This is a genomic window from Streptomyces coeruleoprunus, assembly GCF_039542925.1.
Taxonomy (GTDB): domain Bacteria; phylum Actinomycetota; class Actinomycetes; order Streptomycetales; family Streptomycetaceae; genus Streptomyces; species Streptomyces coeruleoprunus.
Genome location: NZ_BAABIT010000001.1, coordinates 2,746,090 through 2,762,144, shown reverse-complemented (window position 1 = coordinate 2,762,144; position 16,055 = coordinate 2,746,090). Strand labels below are relative to the sequence as shown.

The 16,055-nt window shown below is 72.7% G+C and carries 15 protein-coding genes and 1 riboswitch; of the genes, 9 read left to right on the top strand and 6 right to left on the bottom strand.

The features are described 5' to 3' along the window. The first annotated feature begins 22 nt into the window (after positions 1–22). The 4 genes from ABEB09_RS11895 to ABEB09_RS11880 are packed head-to-tail and all read left to right on the top strand — an operon-like array spanning position 23 to position 5,658. Positions 23–1,579: a GMC family oxidoreductase gene (locus ABEB09_RS11895; RefSeq protein WP_345689867.1), complete on the top strand. Its 1,557-nt coding sequence runs from the start codon at positions 23–25 to the stop codon at positions 1,577–1,579. Continuing rightward, positions 1,576–2,676, top strand: a complete 1,101-nt coding sequence (locus ABEB09_RS11890; RefSeq protein WP_345689866.1) for a quaternary amine ABC transporter ATP-binding protein — start codon at positions 1,576–1,578, stop codon at positions 2,674–2,676. The genes ABEB09_RS11895 and ABEB09_RS11890 overlap by 4 nt, the downstream gene beginning before the upstream one ends. Next, entirely contained in the window at positions 2,673–4,667 is a 1,995-nt protein-coding gene (locus ABEB09_RS11885) for an ABC transporter permease subunit (RefSeq protein ID WP_345689865.1), read from the top strand. The genes ABEB09_RS11890 and ABEB09_RS11885 overlap by 4 nt, the downstream gene beginning before the upstream one ends. 1 nt (position 4,668) lies before the next feature. Further along, a complete protein-coding gene (locus tag ABEB09_RS11880) occupies positions 4,669–5,658 on the top strand; it encodes an ABC transporter substrate-binding protein (protein WP_345689864.1) in 990 nt (329 codons plus the stop codon). Here ABEB09_RS11880 and ABEB09_RS11875 read toward each other — a convergent pair. Then, positions 5,612–6,805, bottom strand: a complete 1,194-nt coding sequence (locus ABEB09_RS11875) for an MFS transporter (protein ID WP_345689863.1) — start codon at positions 6,803–6,805, stop codon at positions 5,612–5,614. The genes ABEB09_RS11880 and ABEB09_RS11875 overlap by 47 nt on opposite strands. Before the next feature lie 100 nt (positions 6,806–6,905). Beyond that, positions 6,906–7,484 carry a TetR/AcrR family transcriptional regulator gene (locus ABEB09_RS11870; RefSeq protein ID WP_345689862.1) on the bottom strand — a complete coding sequence of 193 codons (579 nt, stop codon included), beginning with the start codon at positions 7,482–7,484 and terminating at the stop codon, positions 6,906–6,908. A gap of 159 nt (positions 7,485–7,643) precedes the next feature. On the opposite strand from ABEB09_RS11870, the gene ABEB09_RS11865 reads away from it, so the two are divergent. Together ABEB09_RS11865 and ABEB09_RS11860 are read left to right on the top strand one after the other, a co-directional pair. Then, entirely contained in the window at positions 7,644–8,330 is a 687-nt protein-coding gene (locus tag ABEB09_RS11865) for a hypothetical protein (RefSeq protein ID WP_345689861.1), read from the top strand. A 212-nt stretch (positions 8,331–8,542) separates the two neighbouring features. Next, positions 8,543–9,892, top strand: coding sequence for an extracellular catalytic domain type 1 short-chain-length polyhydroxyalkanoate depolymerase (locus tag ABEB09_RS11860; RefSeq protein ID WP_345689860.1), 1,350 nt, complete (start codon positions 8,543–8,545; stop codon positions 9,890–9,892). 90 nt (positions 9,893–9,982) lie between these two features. Here the strand turns inward: ABEB09_RS11860 and ABEB09_RS11855 are convergent, their stop codons facing one another. After that, positions 9,983–10,696, bottom strand: a complete 714-nt coding sequence (locus ABEB09_RS11855; protein ID WP_345689859.1) for an isocitrate lyase/PEP mutase family protein — start codon at positions 10,694–10,696, stop codon at positions 9,983–9,985. Next, positions 10,693–11,214 carry a carboxymuconolactone decarboxylase family protein gene (locus ABEB09_RS11850; RefSeq protein WP_345689858.1) on the bottom strand — a complete coding sequence of 174 codons (522 nt, stop codon included), beginning with the start codon at positions 11,212–11,214 and terminating at the stop codon, positions 10,693–10,695. Before ABEB09_RS11850 ends, ABEB09_RS11855 begins: the two co-directional genes overlap by 4 nt. Before the next feature lie 47 nt (positions 11,215–11,261). Here ABEB09_RS11850 and pdxR point away from each other — a divergent pair, with 47 nt between their 5' ends. From pdxR to ABEB09_RS11835, 3 genes are all read left to right on the top strand, one after another. Then, positions 11,262–12,686, top strand: coding sequence for a MocR-like pyridoxine biosynthesis transcription factor PdxR (pdxR, locus tag ABEB09_RS11845; protein WP_345689857.1), 1,425 nt, complete (start codon positions 11,262–11,264; stop codon positions 12,684–12,686). 61 nt (positions 12,687–12,747) lie between these two features. Then, complete coding sequence (locus tag ABEB09_RS11840) at positions 12,748–13,077, top strand: hypothetical protein (RefSeq protein ID WP_345689856.1); 330 nt, start codon at positions 12,748–12,750, stop codon at positions 13,075–13,077. 18 nt (positions 13,078–13,095) lie between these two features. Continuing rightward, positions 13,096–14,280, top strand: a complete 1,185-nt coding sequence (locus ABEB09_RS11835) for a glutathionylspermidine synthase family protein (protein WP_345689855.1) — start codon at positions 13,096–13,098, stop codon at positions 14,278–14,280. Between the two features lie 30 nt (positions 14,281–14,310). Here the strand turns inward: ABEB09_RS11835 and ABEB09_RS11830 are convergent, their stop codons facing one another. After that, entirely contained in the window at positions 14,311–14,529 is a 219-nt protein-coding gene (locus ABEB09_RS11830) for a hypothetical protein (protein ID WP_345689854.1), read from the bottom strand. A 122-nt stretch (positions 14,530–14,651) separates the two neighbouring features. Then, positions 14,652–15,857, bottom strand: coding sequence for an ornithine--oxo-acid transaminase (gene rocD, locus ABEB09_RS11825; protein WP_345689853.1), 1,206 nt, complete (start codon positions 15,855–15,857; stop codon positions 14,652–14,654). Between the two features lie 96 nt (positions 15,858–15,953). Further along, a riboswitch (ZMP/ZTP riboswitch) is annotated at positions 15,954–16,044 on the top strand. Positions 16,045–16,055: the final 11 nt, after the last annotated feature.

Here is a 16,055-nt window from a genome sequence, read left to right as displayed (position 1 = left end):
GGCCACGAGCAGGGAACCCCTCATGAACACCCCCACCCCCCACCCGATCCAGGACACCGACACCGTGTACGACTACGTCGTCGTCGGCGGCGGCACCGCCGGCTCCGTCATCGCCCACCGCCTCACCACCGACCCCGGCGTCACCGTCGCCGTCATCGAGGGCGGCCCCAGCGACCGCGACCGCCCCGACGTGCTCACCCTGCGCCGCTGGATGGGCCTCCTCGGCGGCGACCTCGACTACGACTACCCCACCACCCCGCAGCCGCGCGGCAACTCGCACATCCGGCACAGCCGCGCCCGCGTGCTCGGCGGCTGCTCCTCCCACAACACCCTGATCTCCTTCAAGCCGCTGCCGTCCGACTGGGACGAGTGGGCCGAGGCCGGGGCCGAGGGCTGGCACGCCGCCGCCATGGACCCGTACTACGACAGGCTCCTCAACAACATCGTCCCGGTCGACGAGAAGGACCGGAACGCCATCGCCCGCGATTTCGTCGACGCCGCGCAAGCCGCGCTCGGTGTGCCCCGCGTCGAGGGCTTCAACCGCAAGCCCTTCCACGAGGGCGTCGGCTTCTTCGACCTCGCCTACCACCCCGAGGACAACAAGCGCTCCTCCGCCTCCGTCGCCTACCTCCACCCGGTGATGGACGAGCGCCCCAACCTCCACCTGCTGCTGGAGACCTGGGCGTACCGGCTGGAGCTCGACGGCACCCGGGCCCGCGGCGTCCACGTCCGCCGCGCCGACGGCACCGAGGAGCTGATCGAGGCGCGCCGCGAGGTGATCGTCTGCGCGGGCGCCGTCGACACGCCCCGGCTGCTGCTGCACTCCGGCATCGGCCCCAAGAGCGACCTGGAGGCCCTCGGCATCCCCGTCGTCCACGACCTGCCGGGCGTCGGCGAGAACCTGCTCGACCACCCCGAGTCGGTGATCGTCTGGGAGACCCACGGGCCCATCCCGGACAACTCGGCGATGGACAGCGACGCCGGCCTGTTCGTCCGCCGCGACCCCGAAGTCCCCTACCCCGACCTGATGTTCCACTTCTACCAGGTGCCGTTCACGGACAACCCGGAGCGGCTGGGCTACGAGCGGCCCGCGCACGGCGTGTCGATGACGCCGAACATCCCCAAGCCGCGCAGCCGCGGCCGGCTCCACCTGACCAGCGCCGACCCGTCCGTGAAGCCCGCCCTCGACTTCCGCTACTTCACGGACGAGGACGACTACGACGCGCGCACCCTCGTCGACGGCATCCGTCTGGCCCGCGAGATCGCCAAGGCCGAGCCGCTGGCCGGCTGGCTCAAGCGGGAGGTCTGCCCCGGCCCCGAGGTCACCGGCGACGAGGAGCTGAGCGCGTACGCCCGCCGCGTCGCCCACACCGTGTACCACCCGGCCGGCACCTGCCGCATGGGCGCCGCCGACGACGAACTGGCCGTCGTGGCACCCGACCTGAGGGTGCGCGGCTTGGACGGCATACGGATCGCCGACGCGTCGGTGTTCCCGACCATGACGGCCGTGAACCCGATGGTGGCCGTGCTCATGGTCGGGGAGAAGGCCGCGGACCTGCTGGAAGGTGAGACCCGATGAGCAGTACCCACGAGACCACCGGTGTGAAGACCGAGACCACCTCCGCCGAGGCCGGGACCGCTCCCGTCTTCTCCGTCGAGGGCCTGTGGAAGGTCTTCGGCCCCGGCGCCGACCGCGTCCCCGAGGCCGCGGACCTGGCCGCGCTGGAGCCCGCCGCGCTGCGTGAGCGCACGGGCTGCACCGCCGCCGTCCGGGACGTCTCCTTCGACGTCCGCCGCGGCGAGGTCTTCGTCGTCATGGGCCTGTCCGGCTCCGGCAAGTCGACCCTCGTGCGCTGCCTGACCCGGCTCATCGAGCCGACCGCCGGCTCGATCGCCATCGACGGCGAGGACATCACGGCCATGGACAAGGCCCGGCTGCGGGAACTGCGCCGCCACCGCGCCGCCATGGTGTTCCAGCACTTCGGCCTCCTGCCGCACCGCACGGTCCTCGACAACGTGGCGTACGGGCTGGAGATCCAGGGCGTCGCCAAGGCGGAACGCCGTGAGAGGGCCGCCGCGTTCGTCGCCAAGGTCGGCCTGGAGGGCCTGGAGGACCGCAGGCCCGGCCAGCTCTCCGGCGGCCAGCAGCAGCGCGTCGGCCTGGCCCGCGCCCTCGCCGTCGACCCCGAGGTGCTGCTGTTCGACGAGCCGTTCAGCGCGCTCGACCCGCTCATCCGCCGCGACATGCAGGAGGAGGTCGTCCGCCTGCACCGCGAGGAGGGCCGCACCATGGTCTTCATCACCCACGACCTCAGCGAGGCGCTGCGCCTCGGCGACCGGATCGCCCTCATGCGCGACGGCCGCGTCGTCCAGCTCGGCACGCCCGAGGAGATCGTCGGCTCGCCCGCCGACGACTACGTACGCGACTTCGTCCGGGACGTGCCGCGCGAGCAGGTCATGACCGTACGGACCGCCATGCGGCCGCTGCGCGACGGCGACGCCGACTCCGGGCCCGCCGTCGCCCCGGGAGCCACCGTCTCCGAGGCCATCGAGGCCGTCGCCCGCAGCGGCGGCCCCGTACGGGTCGTGGACGCCGGCCGCTGCGTGGGCGTGGTCGACCACGAGGGACTGTTGTCGGTCGTCGCCGGGGTCGGCGCGGGGAAGGCGGCGGCATGACCGCGGCCGTCACCACCCCCACGCCCCCGTCCCCGACCCCGCCCACGTCCCCGTCGTCGTCCACGCCCGCGCCGGCCGCCGCGCCCGCCACCGTGCGCCCGGCCCGCCTGCTGCGGCCGCTCGGCGTCGTCGCGCTGCTGCTGGTCCTGGTGGCCGGCGCGCTCCTCGCCGAGGGCGGCTGGCCCGCGGCGTTCACCGTCGACCTGTCGGAGCCGCTGGGCGCCGCCGGCGACTGGATCATCGACAACCGGGACGGCCACCCGCTGTTCCTGTACTTCTTCGGCCACGTCAGCAACGCCGTCGTGCTGTCGGTCCGCGCCGTCTACCTGGTTCTCCTGGGCGCCGGCTGGGCGGGCGTCACCGCGGCCGCCGGCCTGGTCGCCTGGCGCGTCGCCGGGATCCGGCCCGCGGTCACCGCCGTCGTCGCGCTCGCCGTGTGCGGGCTGCTCGGCATGTGGGTGCCGACCATGCAGACGCTCGCGCTCATGGTGGTCGCCGTCGTGGCGTCCGTCGCGCTCGGCGGCCTGCTCGGCCTCGCCGCGGGCCTGTCGGACCGTACGTACCGGGCGCTGCGGCCGGTGCTCGACACCATGCAGGTGCTGCCCGCGTTCGCGTACCTGCTGCCCGTGGTGCTGGTCTTCGGCATCGGCGTGCCCGCGGCGGTCCTCGCGACCGTCGTGTACGCGGCCCCGCCCATGGCCCGGCTCACCGCGCTCGGCCTGCGCGGCGCCGACAAGGGCGTCCTGGAGGCGTCCGCCTCGCTGGGCGCCACCGCACCGCAGCGGCTTCTGACGGCCCGCCTGCCGCTGGCGCGCGAGCAGCTGCTGCTGGGCGTCAACCAGGCCATCATGATGGCGCTGTCCATGGCGGTCATCGCCTCCGTGATCGGCGCCGCCGGCCTCGGCGACCGCGTCTACCAGGCGCTCGCCTCCGTCGACGTGGGCGCGGCCCTCGCGGCGGGCCTGCCGATCGTGCTCCTCGCGGTCGTCCTGGACCGTACGGTCTCCGGGGCGGGCGCCCGCGCCGCCCGCGGCGGCCTGCTCCGCGGGGCGCGCGGCTGGGTCGTCGCCCTCGCCGTGACCCTGCTCGTGGCCCTCACCGGACGGCTCGCCGGCCGCACCCTGTGGCCCGAGGCGTGGCACGTCGACATCACGGCGCCCGTGAACCGGGCCGTCGAGTGGATGACCGCCCACCTGTACTCGGGCGTGCCCGTCGTCGGCGGCACCGCCGACTGGGCCGGCCGGTTCACCACCTGGGTCCTCGACCCGGTGCGGGCCGGGCTCCAGGCGCTGCCCTGGTGGGGCGTCCTGCTCCTGGTGGGTGTGCTCGCCCTGGCCGTCGGGACGTGGCGTACGGCGCTGACGGCCGTCCTCGCGATGGCGGCGATCGGCGGGCTCGGCGTGTGGGACGCGTCCCTGGACACGCTGTCGCAGGTGCTGGCCGCCGTGGCCGTCACGCTCGCCCTGGGCTTCGCCGTCGCGGTCGCCGCCGCGCGCAGCGCCCGCGTCGAGCGGCTGCTGCGGCCGGTGCTGGACGTGTTCCAGACGCTGCCGCAGTTCGTGTACCTGATCCCCGTGGTCGCGCTGTTCGGCGTGGGCCGCGCCCCGGCGGTGGCCGCCGCCGTGGTGTACGCGCTGCCCGCCGTCGTCCGCATCACCACGCAGGGCCTGCGGGGCGTGGACCCGGTCGCGCTGGAGTCGGCGCGGTCCCTGGGCGCCACCGGGCTCCAGCAGCTGCGCCAGGTGCAGCTGCCGCTCGCCCGCCCGGCGCTGCTGCTCGCGGTGAACCAGGGCGTGGTGCTCGTCCTCGCGGTCGTCATCATCGGCGGCCTCGTCGGCGGCGGGGCGCTCGGCTACGAGGTGGTCTACGGCCTCGCGCAGGGCGATCTGGCGACCGGCCTGGTGGCGGGCGCGGCGATCGTCTGCCTGGGCCTGGTCCTGGACCGCGTGACCCAGCCGACGGAACGACGAACTGCCGGAAAGGGGGCCTGAGATGAGGCCCATCAGTCGTAAGCGCACCATCCGTCTCGCGGCCGCCCTGACGGTCACGGGCTCCCTGCTGGCCCTCACGGGCTGCGGGGCGGCCGACATGACGCGGCAGGCCTCGCCGTTCGCCGCCGTGCGCGACGCCCGGACGGTCACCCTGTCGGTCCAGTCCTGGGTGGGCGCGCAGGCGAACGTCGCCGTCGCGAAGTACCTGCTGGAGCACGAGCTGGACTACCGCGTGGACACGGTCCAGGTGGACGAGGTCCCCGCGTGGGACGCGCTCAGCCAGGGCCGCGTGGACGCCATCCTGGAGGACTGGGGCCACCCGGAGCAGGAGAAGCGGTACGTCGACGACAAGGGCACCATCGCGCGCGGCGGGGACCTCGGAGTGACCGGCCACATCGGCTGGTTCGTCCCCACGTACTTCGCGAAGCAGCACCCGGACGTCACCGACTGGAAGAACCTGAACAAGTACGCGTCCCAGCTGCGTACGGCCGAGAGCGGCGGCAAGGGCCAGCTCCTCGACGGCTCCCCGTCGTACATCACCAACGACAAGGCGCTGGTGAAGAACCTGGGCCTGGACCTCCAGGTCGTGTTCGCGGGCTCGGAGGCGGCGCAGATCACCCAGATCAGGCAGTTCGCGAAGCAGCGCAAGCCGTTCCTCACGTACTGGTACAAGCCGCAGTGGCTGTTCGAGAAGGTGCCGATGACGGAGGTGAAGCTGCCCGCGTACAAGGAGGGCTGCGACGCCGACCCGGCGAAGGTGGCGTGCGCGTATCCGCACACCCCGCTCCAGAAGTACCTGAACGCGGGCTTCGCGCGGACGGGCGGGGAGGCGGCCGCCTTCCTGAAGAACTTCCGCTGGACGACCGAGGACCAGAACGAGGTCGCCCTGATGATCGCCGAGGAGAAGCTGTCGCCGGAGGCGGCCGCCGAGAAGTGGGTGAAGGCTAACGAGCCGACATGGCGGCAGTGGCTTCCGCCGAAGTCCCGCTAGCGACGGGGACCTCAGCCTGGTGCCGCCGCTCCGGCACCAGGCTGACCAGCCCCAGCAGAGCGAGGCCCACACCCAGCCACACGGGCGCGAGCAGCCCGAACCGCTCCAGCGCGGCGCCACCGCCGGCGGAGCCGATCACCACTCCGAGGGTGATGAAGGAGGCGTGGACGGAGTTGACCAGGGGCCCGGCGTTGCCGATGCGCTGCACGCGCGTGATCATCGCCGGGTTCATGGTCACCCCGACGAGCCCGATGCCCATCATGAACACGAGGGCGGCGACGGGCACGTCGGCGAGGAGCGCGAACCCCGCCAGGAACAGGGCGTTGAGGGCGAGCCCCCACCCCAGCACGGACACGGTGTACCGGTCCGCGAGCCGGCCGACGACGGTGTTGCCGACGACGGTGGCGGCGCCGTAGGCGATGAGCAGCAGGGGCACGGAGCCGCTGGAGAAGCCGCTGACCCCGGTGAGGATCGGGGAGAGGAAGCTGAACGCCGAGAAGGTGGCCCCGATGATCAGCGTGCTGGTGGCGAAGGCGAGCAGCAGCCGGGGCCGGCGCAGGACGCCCAGCTCCTCGCGCATGTCCCCGCCCTCGTCGGCACGGCCCGGGGAGGGCACGAAGGCGGCGGTGCAGAGCGCGGCGAGGGCCGTGACACCGGAGATGGCCCAGAAGGCGGCGCGCCAGCCGAGGTGTTCGCCGACGAGCGTGGACAGGGGAAGTCCCAGGAGCGTGCCCAGCATCAGCCCGTTCATGGTGACGGCGACGGCCCGGCCCCGGACCTCGGGCCGCGTGAGCCGGGCGCACAGCGCGAGGGCGATCCCGAAGAACGCCTGGGCTGCGACACCGGTGACGATCCGGGCGGCGACCATGGTGCCGTAGCCGGGGGCGAGGGAGGCGGCGACGTTCCCGGCGAGGAAGACGGCGAAGACGACCATGAGCCCGGCCTTGGGCCGGACCTTCATGAGAAGGGCGGTCAGCAGAGGACCGCCAAGAGCCATGGCGGCGGAGTAGGCCGTGATCAGATACCCGATCTCCGAAATGCTCACCGAGAGTCCGTCGGCCATCTGCGGCATGAGCCCGGCGACGGCGAACTCGCTGGTGACCATGGCGAAGACGCCGACGGCGAGGAGGTACACGGCTGGGGGCACGGAGAAGCCCACCTTTCGATGTCAGGGGTTCTGGAAAGATCAGTACAAAACAAGCCCAACAAAAATCCCCCGGCGGCAGGGGGATTTCTCAACGGATTTCTCAACGGCCAAGCGCGTCCAGGGCGGTCTCGGCGATGGCCTCCAGGGCGGCGCGGTCGGCGCCGCCCTGCGCGGAGACGCGCATCCCGCCGATGACGGCGTTGAGGAAGCGCGCCAAGTCGCCCGTGTCCCGCCCGGAGGTGATCGCGCCGTCGCGCCGCCCGGCCTCGATGACGGCCCGGAAGGAGGCCAGTCGCCGCTGGAGGTCCCGCTCCAGGGCGGCGGCGACCACGGGATCGCGCCGGGCCAGCTCGACGGTCGTATTGACGGTGAGGCACCCGGTCTCGGGCTCCTCGTCGTCGATGACCAGTCGGAACAGGGTCCGGATCCGCTCGACGGCAGGCCGCGTCCCGTCCTCCAGCAACTCCACCTGGGCGCCCGTCTTCTCGTCCATGTACCGGGCGAGCGCCCGCCGGAACAGGTCGTGCTTGCTGCTGAAGGTGTTGTAGATGCTGCTACGGCCCAGCCCGGTGGCGCCGCACAGGTCCTGGGTGGAGGTGGCGTCGTAGCCATGGGCCCAGAAGGTCCGCATCGCCGCTTCCAGGGCCCGGTCCTCGTCGAACATCCTCGGTCGCGCCATGGTCGCCACGCTACCAGAGTTTTGGACCGCACGTCACAATACTGGTGCCGCGACGTACTCCTCCACGCCTCCTCCGCGCCATGGAAACGGCCCCTAGGATGCCCATGACCGAGCCGAGGGCCGGGCGGCGGTGCCAGGCCCGGCACGAAGGGGGCCACCATGGGCGCCATACCGGGCGCACGTCAAGAGCTGGACCGGCTGGGCCGATTACTGCGCGAGCAGATGACCGAACTGATCGATGACCTCACCCCCGGCGGCGACCTGCGCCTGCTGTTCCTCGACGAGCCGCGCGTCGTCGACTGGCACGAGCCGCTCCGCCACCAGTACGCGTCCGGGTTCGACGGGCGGCGTCCCGCCGGTGTCGGCGCCGCCGACATCGCCGCTCGTGCGGCCGCCCTGCTCGGCGCGGCGGGCTGGGACGTCACGGCATCGCGGGAGGAGGCGGGCGGAAGAGCCCGGCTCGTGGTGACCGGTCGCCGGGACGGCTGCAGGATCGACGTCCGTGTGGGCGACCACTGGCCCATCGTGTGGTTCGAGGGCCGGACGCCGGCGCTGGCCCTGTACGAGCCGCAGGAGTTCGAGTGGCCGGAGCCGGTGTGCACGCCGGAGAACCTCACGCCGGGACACGTGCTGTGCTACGAGTGCGACGGACTGGGCTGGTGCCCGGCATGCGGCGGCCGCAGCTGGGTGCCCAGCAAGTCACGGGGACGGACCAGGTGCCCCGAATGCTCCACGTACCGCGTCTGCCCCATCTGCCGGGGTGCCGGCCAACTGGCCATCAGCGGACTCAGCCCGTACCAACGGGGCTATTACCGGGAAGAGCTGGGGGAGCGGCGCGACGGCTGAGCGGGGGTGCGAGGCCCCCTGTCGAAGCGCTTCAGCCGACGCCTCGAGCCGGTGGGGATTCTCCGGCGAAACAAGAGGCATGAAGGCAACCGGACCTGGCTTCCCGCTTCACGCGCAGGCATTGACACCACATCCGGGGCGATGGGAGCGTCGAAGCGCTTCACCTCTCGGTCATCGCCCCGGCCGCGCCGGATTCCAGAAAGGACAGCGTCATGTCCCGGAAGTCCAAGAAGAGAAGCGTCAGGGATGTACTGGTAGCCCTGCTGATGGCGATCTCGCCGCTGATCGCGGCGCTCGTACTGACCGGCACCTCGGCCACCACCGCGTCGGCCGCGTCACTGACCGAGGTGACCAACTTCGGCAGCAACCCCGGAAACCTGCGGATGTACGTCTACAGGCCCGACAACACTCCGGCACGCCCGGCGGTGGTGGTGGCAGTGCACTACTGCACCGGCACGGGGCCGGCCTTCTACTCCAACACGGAGTTCGCCCGCCTGGCCGACCAGCACGGGTTCATCGTCGTCTACCCGGACGCGAACGTCAGCGGGCAGTGCTTCGACGTCTCCTCGCCCCAGGCGCTCAAGCATGACGGGGGCAGTGATCCCACGAGCATCGCCCAGATGGTCCGGTACACCCTGCAGAACATGAACGCCGACGCCAGTCGGGTCTACGTCACCGGCGCCTCGTCCGGCGCGATGACGACCAATGTCATGCTCGGCGCGTACCCCGACCTGTTCAAGGCCGGGGCGGCGTTCAGCGGAGTGCCGTTCGGCTGCTTCGCCACCACCGACGGCTCCGGCTGGAACAGCGCCTGTGCCACCGGCAAGATCAGCAAGACCCCGCAGGAGTGGGGCGACCTCGTCCGGAACGCCTATCCGGGGTACACCGGCCCCCGGCCGCGGATGCAGCTGTGGCACGGTACCGAGGACGACGCGCTGTACTACGCGAACTTCGGTGAAGAGATCAAGCAGTGGACCAATGTGCTCGGGGTGGGCCAGACCCCGGTCTTCACCGACTCCCCGCAGTCCAACTGGACCCGCACCCGCTACGGCTCCACCGGCGCGCAGGCACCGGTCGAGGCGAACAGCTTCCAGGGCGTCGGGCACAGCCTGCCCGAGAGCGGCATGGCGGCCCGCGCCATCACCTTCTTCGGGCTCGACGGCTCCGGTGGCGGGGCCACCACAGGTCCGATCCGCGCCACCGGATCCGGCAAGTGCCTGGACGTGCCCGGCGCTTCGCGGACCAACGGCACCCAGACGCAGATCTGGGACTGCAACGGCGGCCCGAACCAGACCTGGACCAGGACGTCGGCCAAGCAGCTCACCGTCTACGGCGGTGCGAAGTGCCTCGACGCGGCCGGCACCGCGACCGGTGCCAAAGTCGTGCTGTGGGACTGCAACGGCGGCACCAGCCAGCAGTGGAACATCAACTCCAACGGCACCATCACCGGCGTCCAGTCAGGCCTGTGCCTGGACGTGACCGGAGCCTCCACCGCCAACGGCGCACTGGTCGAACTGTGGGACTGCAACGGCGGCAGCAACCAGCAGTGGCGCCTCGGCTGACACCACCGCGGGGAAGGGCCCCGGCAGCGGCTCCGCCCTGCGAGGGCTGGCTCTCGGTCCGTGGCCCGAACCGCCCGCGGCCCCCGGGCCTCACAGCTCCGCCGCCACCCCCCGCAGCGCCCCCATCGTCCGGTGCAGCAGCCCCGGGCCGAAGGTGATGCGGGTGGCGCCCAGGCGGCCCAGCTCCGTCAAGGACGGGCCGTCCGGGTGGAACACGGCGTTCAGGGGAGCCTCGATCGACGCGCGCAGCCGCGGCAGGTGGTCCGGCGGGGCCAGGATCGGGTAGACGCCGTCCGCGCCGGCCGCCACGTACAGGCGGGCCCGGCGGATCGTCTCCTCCGCGTCCCGCACGCCCCTGACGTACGTGTCCACCCGGGCGTTCACGAACAGGCGGTCGCCCGCCTCCGCCCGTACCTCCGCCAGCCAGGCCGCGTGCGCCTCCGCGTCCTTCAGGGCGCCCGCCTCGCTGTCCTCCAGGTTCACGCCGACGGCGCCCGCGTCGAGGACCCGGGCCACCAGTTCCTTCGGCGGCAGCCCGTAGCCGGACTCGACGTCCGCCGAGACCGGGACCGAGACGGAGCGGACGATCCGGGTCACCGCCGCGAACATCTCGTCCGCCGGTGTCGAGCCGTCCTCGTACCCGAGCGACGCCGCCACCCCCGCGGAGGGCGTCGCCAGTGCCGGGAACCCGGCCTCCTCGAAGACCCGGGCGCTCGCCGCGTCCCACGGCCCCGGCAGGACCAGCGGGTCCTGCGGCGCCCTGCCGTGGTGCAGGGCGCGGAAGACCTCGACCGGCGTCGTCACTTCAGGCCCTTGTACTGGCCCGGCGTGTAGTGGCCCGGCACCGAACGGCAGGTGACGGCGAACCGGTTCCACGCGTTGATCACGATCACCGCCGAGATCAGCCGCGCCAGCTCCGCCTCCTCGAAGTGCTTGGCGGCCCGCTCGTACACCTCGTCCGGCACGAAGCCGTCCGTCAGCACCGTGATCGCCTCGGCCAGTTCGAGCGCGGCCGCCTCCTTCTCGGTGTAGAAGTGGCGCGACTCCCGCCAGGCGCTCAGCTGGACGATCCGCTCGACCGTCTCACCGGCCGCCAGCGCGTCCTTGGTGTGCATGTCCAGGCAGAAGGCGCAGTGGTTGAGCTGCGAGGCGCGGATCTTGACCAGCTCGACCAGGACCGGGTCGAGGCCCTCGTGGGCGGCCGCGTCCAGCCGCACCATGGCCTTGTAGACGTCGGGGACGTGCTCGGCGATGTTCATCCGGGCCGGGTGCTCCGGGGCGTGGTCGGCGGTCTGGGCGGTGGTCTGCGTCGTGTTCGTCATGTCGCCCAACCTACGGCCGAGTTGGCATGACGCTATGGTCCACTTCCATGACGGATTCCTGGGCCATTTCCGGCACCGACCTGCACCTGGAGCTGCGCGGCCCCGGCCTCCGGGCCGGCCTGATGGACGCCCTGCGCGAAGCCGTGCGCAGCGGCCGCCTCGCGCCCGGCACCCGCCTGCCGTCCTCCCGCTCCCTCGCCGCCGACCTGGGCGTCGCCCGCAACACCGTCGCCGACGCCTACGCCGAGCTGGTCGCCGAGGGCTGGCTCACCGCCCGGCAGGGCTCCGGCACCCGCGTCGCCCGCCGTGCGACACCCACCGCGCGCAGGCCCGCCCCCGCCCCGGCGTCGCTCCCCTGGCAACAGGCCCGCCCGCGCCCCGGAAAGCCCCTGCACACCCTCCACCCGGGCACCCCCGACCTCGGCTCCTTCCCCCGCGCCGACTGGCTCAAGGCAGCCCGCCGCGCCCTGACCGCCGCGCCCCACGAGGCGTTCGGCTACGGCGAGGCCCACGGCAACGCCCGGCTGCGCGCCGTCCTCGCCGAGTACCTGGCCCGCTCCCGCGGCGTCCACGCCGACCCCGGCCGGATCGTCATCTGCTCCGGCTTCGCCCACGGGCTGATGCTCATGGCGAAGGTCCTGCGCGAGCGCCGCGTCCGCGACGTCGCCGTCGAGTCGTACGGCCTCGACGTGCACTGGCGGCTGCTCCACGAGGCCGGGCTGCGCACCCCCGCCCTGCCCCTCGACGAGCACGGCACCCGCACCGAGGCCCTGCCGCACGGCACCGGCAGGCCAGGCGCCGTCCTGCTCACCGCCGCCCACCAGTTCCCCCTGGGCGGCGCCCTGCGGCCGGAGCGGCGCGCCGCCGCCGTCGACTGGGCGCGCGCCACCGGCGGACTGGTCCTGGAGGACGACTACGACGGCGAGTTCCGCTACGACCGCCAGCCCGTCGGCGCCGTCCAGGGCCTCGACCCCGAACGCGTCGTGTACCTCGGCACGGCCAGCAAGTCCCTCGCCCCCGGCCTGCGCCTGGCCTGGATGGTGCTGCCCCGCGACCTGGTCCAGGACGTGCTGATGGCCAAGGGCGACGTCGACTGGGTGTCCAGCGCCCTGGACCAGCTGACCCTCGCCGAATTCATCGAGTCCGGCGCGTACGACCGGCACGTACGGAACATGCGGCTGCGCTACCGCCGGCGCCGCGACCAGCTCGTCGCCGCCGTCGCCGAGCGGGCGCCGAGCGTCCGGGTGGGCGGCATCGCCGCCGGACTGCACGCGGTGCTCGAACTGCCCCGCGGCACCGAGGCGTCCGTCCTGCGCGCCGCCGCCACCCAGGGCCTGGCGCTCCAGGGCCTCGACGCCTTCCGCCACCCGGACGCCGCACGCGGCCCCGACGGGCTCGTCGTCGGGTACGCGACACCCACTGACAGCGCCTGGAGCGGCGCCCTGGACGCCCTGTGCCGGGCCCTTCCCTAGGCCGCGTCCGGACGGTCGTCTAGTCTGTGCCGCATTCGAGCTCATACGGGGGAGCACAGGCATGCGCAGACTGAGGTCCGGTTACGTCGTCCTGGGAGGCATGGGCGCCCTCGCGCTGACTCTCACCTCCTGCGGCAGCGACGAGCCCGACAAACGCTGCGTCGACCGCGTCACGCGCGAGATCCTGCCGACCTACAAGTGCCACGACGGCACCAGCAGGGACTACGACAGGGACTACGACAGCGACTACGACAGCGGCGGCGGCAGCAGCGGCGGCGCGGGGTACTACTACGGCGGGTCCGTCCGCGACGGCAGGGCCGAGGACGGCAGCTTCGACAGGTCCGCCGTCGAACGCGGCGGATTCGGCAGCTCCGGCTCCGGCGGCGGCTGAGCCGGACCGCCCACCGCCATGGAACGCCACAGCATCGAGCCCCGCCCCGACTGGCAGCGCATCGTCGAGGAGCAGGGCTGTGTCTACCCGCTCACCCGCTTCCCCGACGGCTCGCTGCGCCCCTACTGGGACGAGAGCGCCTACTACTCCTTCACCCTCCCCGAGGTCGAGGCGCTGGAGGAGGTCGTCGAGGAGCTGCACGCCATGTGCCTCGCGGCCGCCGCGCACATCGTCGAGCGGGACCGGTTCGCCGACCTCGGCATCACCGACCCGCGCCTCGCCGCCCTGGTCGCCGAGTCATGGCGCCGCCGCGCCGAACTGCCCTCCGTCTACGGGCGGTTCGACCTGCGCTACGACGGTACGGGCGGCCCGGCGAAGCTGCTGGAGTACAACGCGGACACCCCCACCTCCCTCGTGGAGGCGGCCAGCCCGCAGTGGTTCTGGATGGAGGACCGCTTCCCGGGCGCCGACCAGTGGAACTCGCTCCACGAGCGCCTCGTCGCCGCCTGGCAGCGGCAGGCGCCGCTCCTGCCGCCCGGCCCGGTGCACTTCGTGCACTCCGAGGGCGACGAGATCGGCGAGGACCTGATGACGGTCGCGTACCTGCGCGAGACCGCCCAGCAGGCCGGCCTCGCCACCGAGGCGCTGTCCGTGGAGCAGATCGGCTGGGACCGGCTGACGGGCCGGTTCGTCGACGACCGGCTGCGGTTCATCCGCAGCTGCTTCAAGCTCTACCCGTGGGAGTGGCTGGTCACGGACCGGTTCGGCCCGCACGTCCTCGACACGCTCGACAACGGCGGCGGCACCGGCAGCACCTGCTGGATCGAACCCGCCTGGAAGATGCTGCTCTCCAACAAGGCGCTCCTGGCGATCCTGTGGGAGCTGTACCCGGGCCACCCGAACCTGCTCCCCGCCTACCTGGACGGCCCGCGCGAGCTGGCCGCCGCCGGCGGGTACGTCGCCAAGCCGCTGCTGGGCCGCGAGGGCGCGGGCGTCACCGTCCACGAACCCGGCGCCGCCCCGGCCCTCCGCCCCGAGCCGTGCTGCTACCAGCAGCTGGCCCCGCTGCCCGACTTCGACGGCAACCGCGTCGTGCTCGGCGCGTGGGTCGTCGAGGGCGAGGCGGCGGGGCTCGGCATCCGCGAATCGGACGGCCTGGTCACGGACGGCTACGCCCGCTTCCTCCCGCACGTGATCCTGTGAGCCGCTGAGCCGGCCGATCGTACGGCCGGCTCAGATCTTGATGATCGTGACGGCCGGGCCGCAGAGCGGCGTCAGATCCTCCGGATCCGAGGTGAGCACGGAAACGGGGCCCGGCACACGGCGAGCGATCGCCGCCAACACGGCGTCGATGGCGTACGTGTGGCCGCGCAGCCCGTCCTCCCGAAGGAGCCGGACCGCGTCGTCGGTGAAGGACCGGGTGACGTCGTGGACGGTGATGTGCGACAACACCCATGGGACACGGGCGGGATGGACGCGCTCATAGTCCGCCTACCGCTCATGCCACCGATGCTGCCGCAGTAGCCCCAGCCGGGTGGCTTCCGTCACATCCGGCAGGGGCTCCAGCGCCGTCCTCAGCCCGCCAGCACCGCCCTCAGCTGGTCCAGGCCCCAGTCCAGGTCCTCCTTGCTGATCACCAGGGGCGGGGCGATCCGGATGGTCGAGCCGTGGGTGTCCTTCACCAGGACGCCCCGGTCCATCAGCTTCTCCGAGATCTCCCGGCCCGTGCCCCGGGACGGCACGATGTCCACGCCGGCCCACAGCCCGCGCCCGCGCACCGCCTCCACGGCGCCGCCGCCGACCAGCAGCCCCAGCTCGTGGTGCAGGTGGTCGCCCAGCTCCGCCGCCCGCTGCTGGAACTCGCCCGTCCGCAGCATCGCCAGCACCTCCAGCGCCACCGCGCACGCCAGCGGGTTCCCGCCGAACGTCGACCCGTGCTCGCCCGGCCGGTGCACCCCCAGCACCGCTCTGCTCGACACCACCGCCGACACCGGCACCACACCGCCGCCCAGCGCCTTGCCCAGCACGTACATGTCCGGCACGACACCCTCGTGCTCGCATGCGAAGGTCTTCCCCGTACGGCCCAGGCCCGACTGGATCTCGTCCGCGACGAACAGCACGTTCCGCTCGCGCGTCAGCTCCCGCACGCCCCGCAGATAGCCCGGCGGCGGCACCAGCACGCCCGCCTCGCCCTGGATCGGCTCCAGCAGCACGGCCACCGTGTTGTCGGTGACCGCGTCCGAGAGCGCCGTGAGGTCCCCGTACGGGACGATCTCGAAGCCCGGCGTGTACGGGCCGTAGTCCGCGCGCGCCTCCGGGTCCGTGGAGAAGCTGACGATCGTCGTCGTCCGGCCGTGGAAGTTGTTCGCCGCCACGACGATCTTCGCGGTGCCGTCCGGGACGCCCTTGACCCGGTAGCCCCACTTGCGGGCCGTCTTCACGGCGGTCTCCACCGCCTCCGCGCCCGTGTTCATCGGCAGCACCATCTCCATGCCGCACAGCTCCGCGAGGCGCTCGCAGAACTCGGCGAACCGGTCGTGGTGGAACGCGCGGGACGTCAGCGTCACCCGGTCGAGCTGGGCCTTCGCGGCGTCGATGAGCCGGCGGTTGCCGTGCCCGAAGTTGAGCGCCGAGTACCCGGCGAGCATGTCGAGGTAGCGGCGCCCCTCGACATCGGTCATCCAGGCGCCCTCCGCCGTCGCGACCACCACGGGCAGCGGATGGTAGTTGTGCGCGCTGTGCGTCTCGGCGGAAGCGATCGCGTCCTGCGTTCTCGACACGGGGTCTCCGTTCGTCGTCGTACGGCCGGTCGTCTCTATCGTCGCTCGCGATACGGACGAGGAAACCTGGCGAGCGGCGCGACGGATAGGGTGAAGGCAACGCACGGCGACTGGCGTACGGGGAACCGACCCCGGGGGAGCCGTGCGCGGCAGACCGCACGGGGCGCCGCCCGCCTGGGCACCTCGCAGACGCAGAGA

Coding starts and splice junctions, on each gene's coding strand:
- ABEB09_RS11865 (WP_345689861.1), top strand. CDS start 7,644: ATGGGCGCCATACCGGGCGCACGTCAAGAGCTGGACCGGCTGGGCCGA.
- ABEB09_RS11870 (WP_345689862.1), bottom strand. CDS start 7,484: ATGGCGCGACCGAGGATGTTCGACGAGGACCGGGCCCTGGAAGCGGCG.
- ABEB09_RS11895 (WP_345689867.1), top strand. CDS start 23: ATGAACACCCCCACCCCCCACCCGATCCAGGACACCGACACCGTGTAC.
- ABEB09_RS11880 (WP_345689864.1), top strand. CDS start 4,669: ATGAGGCCCATCAGTCGTAAGCGCACCATCCGTCTCGCGGCCGCCCTG.
- ABEB09_RS11860 (WP_345689860.1), top strand. CDS start 8,543: ATGTCCCGGAAGTCCAAGAAGAGAAGCGTCAGGGATGTACTGGTAGCC.
- ABEB09_RS11840 (WP_345689856.1), top strand. CDS start 12,748: ATGCGCAGACTGAGGTCCGGTTACGTCGTCCTGGGAGGCATGGGCGCC.
- ABEB09_RS11850 (WP_345689858.1), bottom strand. CDS start 11,214: ATGACGAACACGACGCAGACCACCGCCCAGACCGCCGACCACGCCCCG.
- ABEB09_RS11890 (WP_345689866.1), top strand. CDS start 1,576: ATGAGCAGTACCCACGAGACCACCGGTGTGAAGACCGAGACCACCTCC.
- pdxR (WP_345689857.1), top strand. CDS start 11,262: ATGACGGATTCCTGGGCCATTTCCGGCACCGACCTGCACCTGGAGCTG.
- ABEB09_RS11885 (WP_345689865.1), top strand. CDS start 2,673: ATGACCGCGGCCGTCACCACCCCCACGCCCCCGTCCCCGACCCCGCCC.
- ABEB09_RS11835 (WP_345689855.1), top strand. CDS start 13,096: ATGGAACGCCACAGCATCGAGCCCCGCCCCGACTGGCAGCGCATCGTC.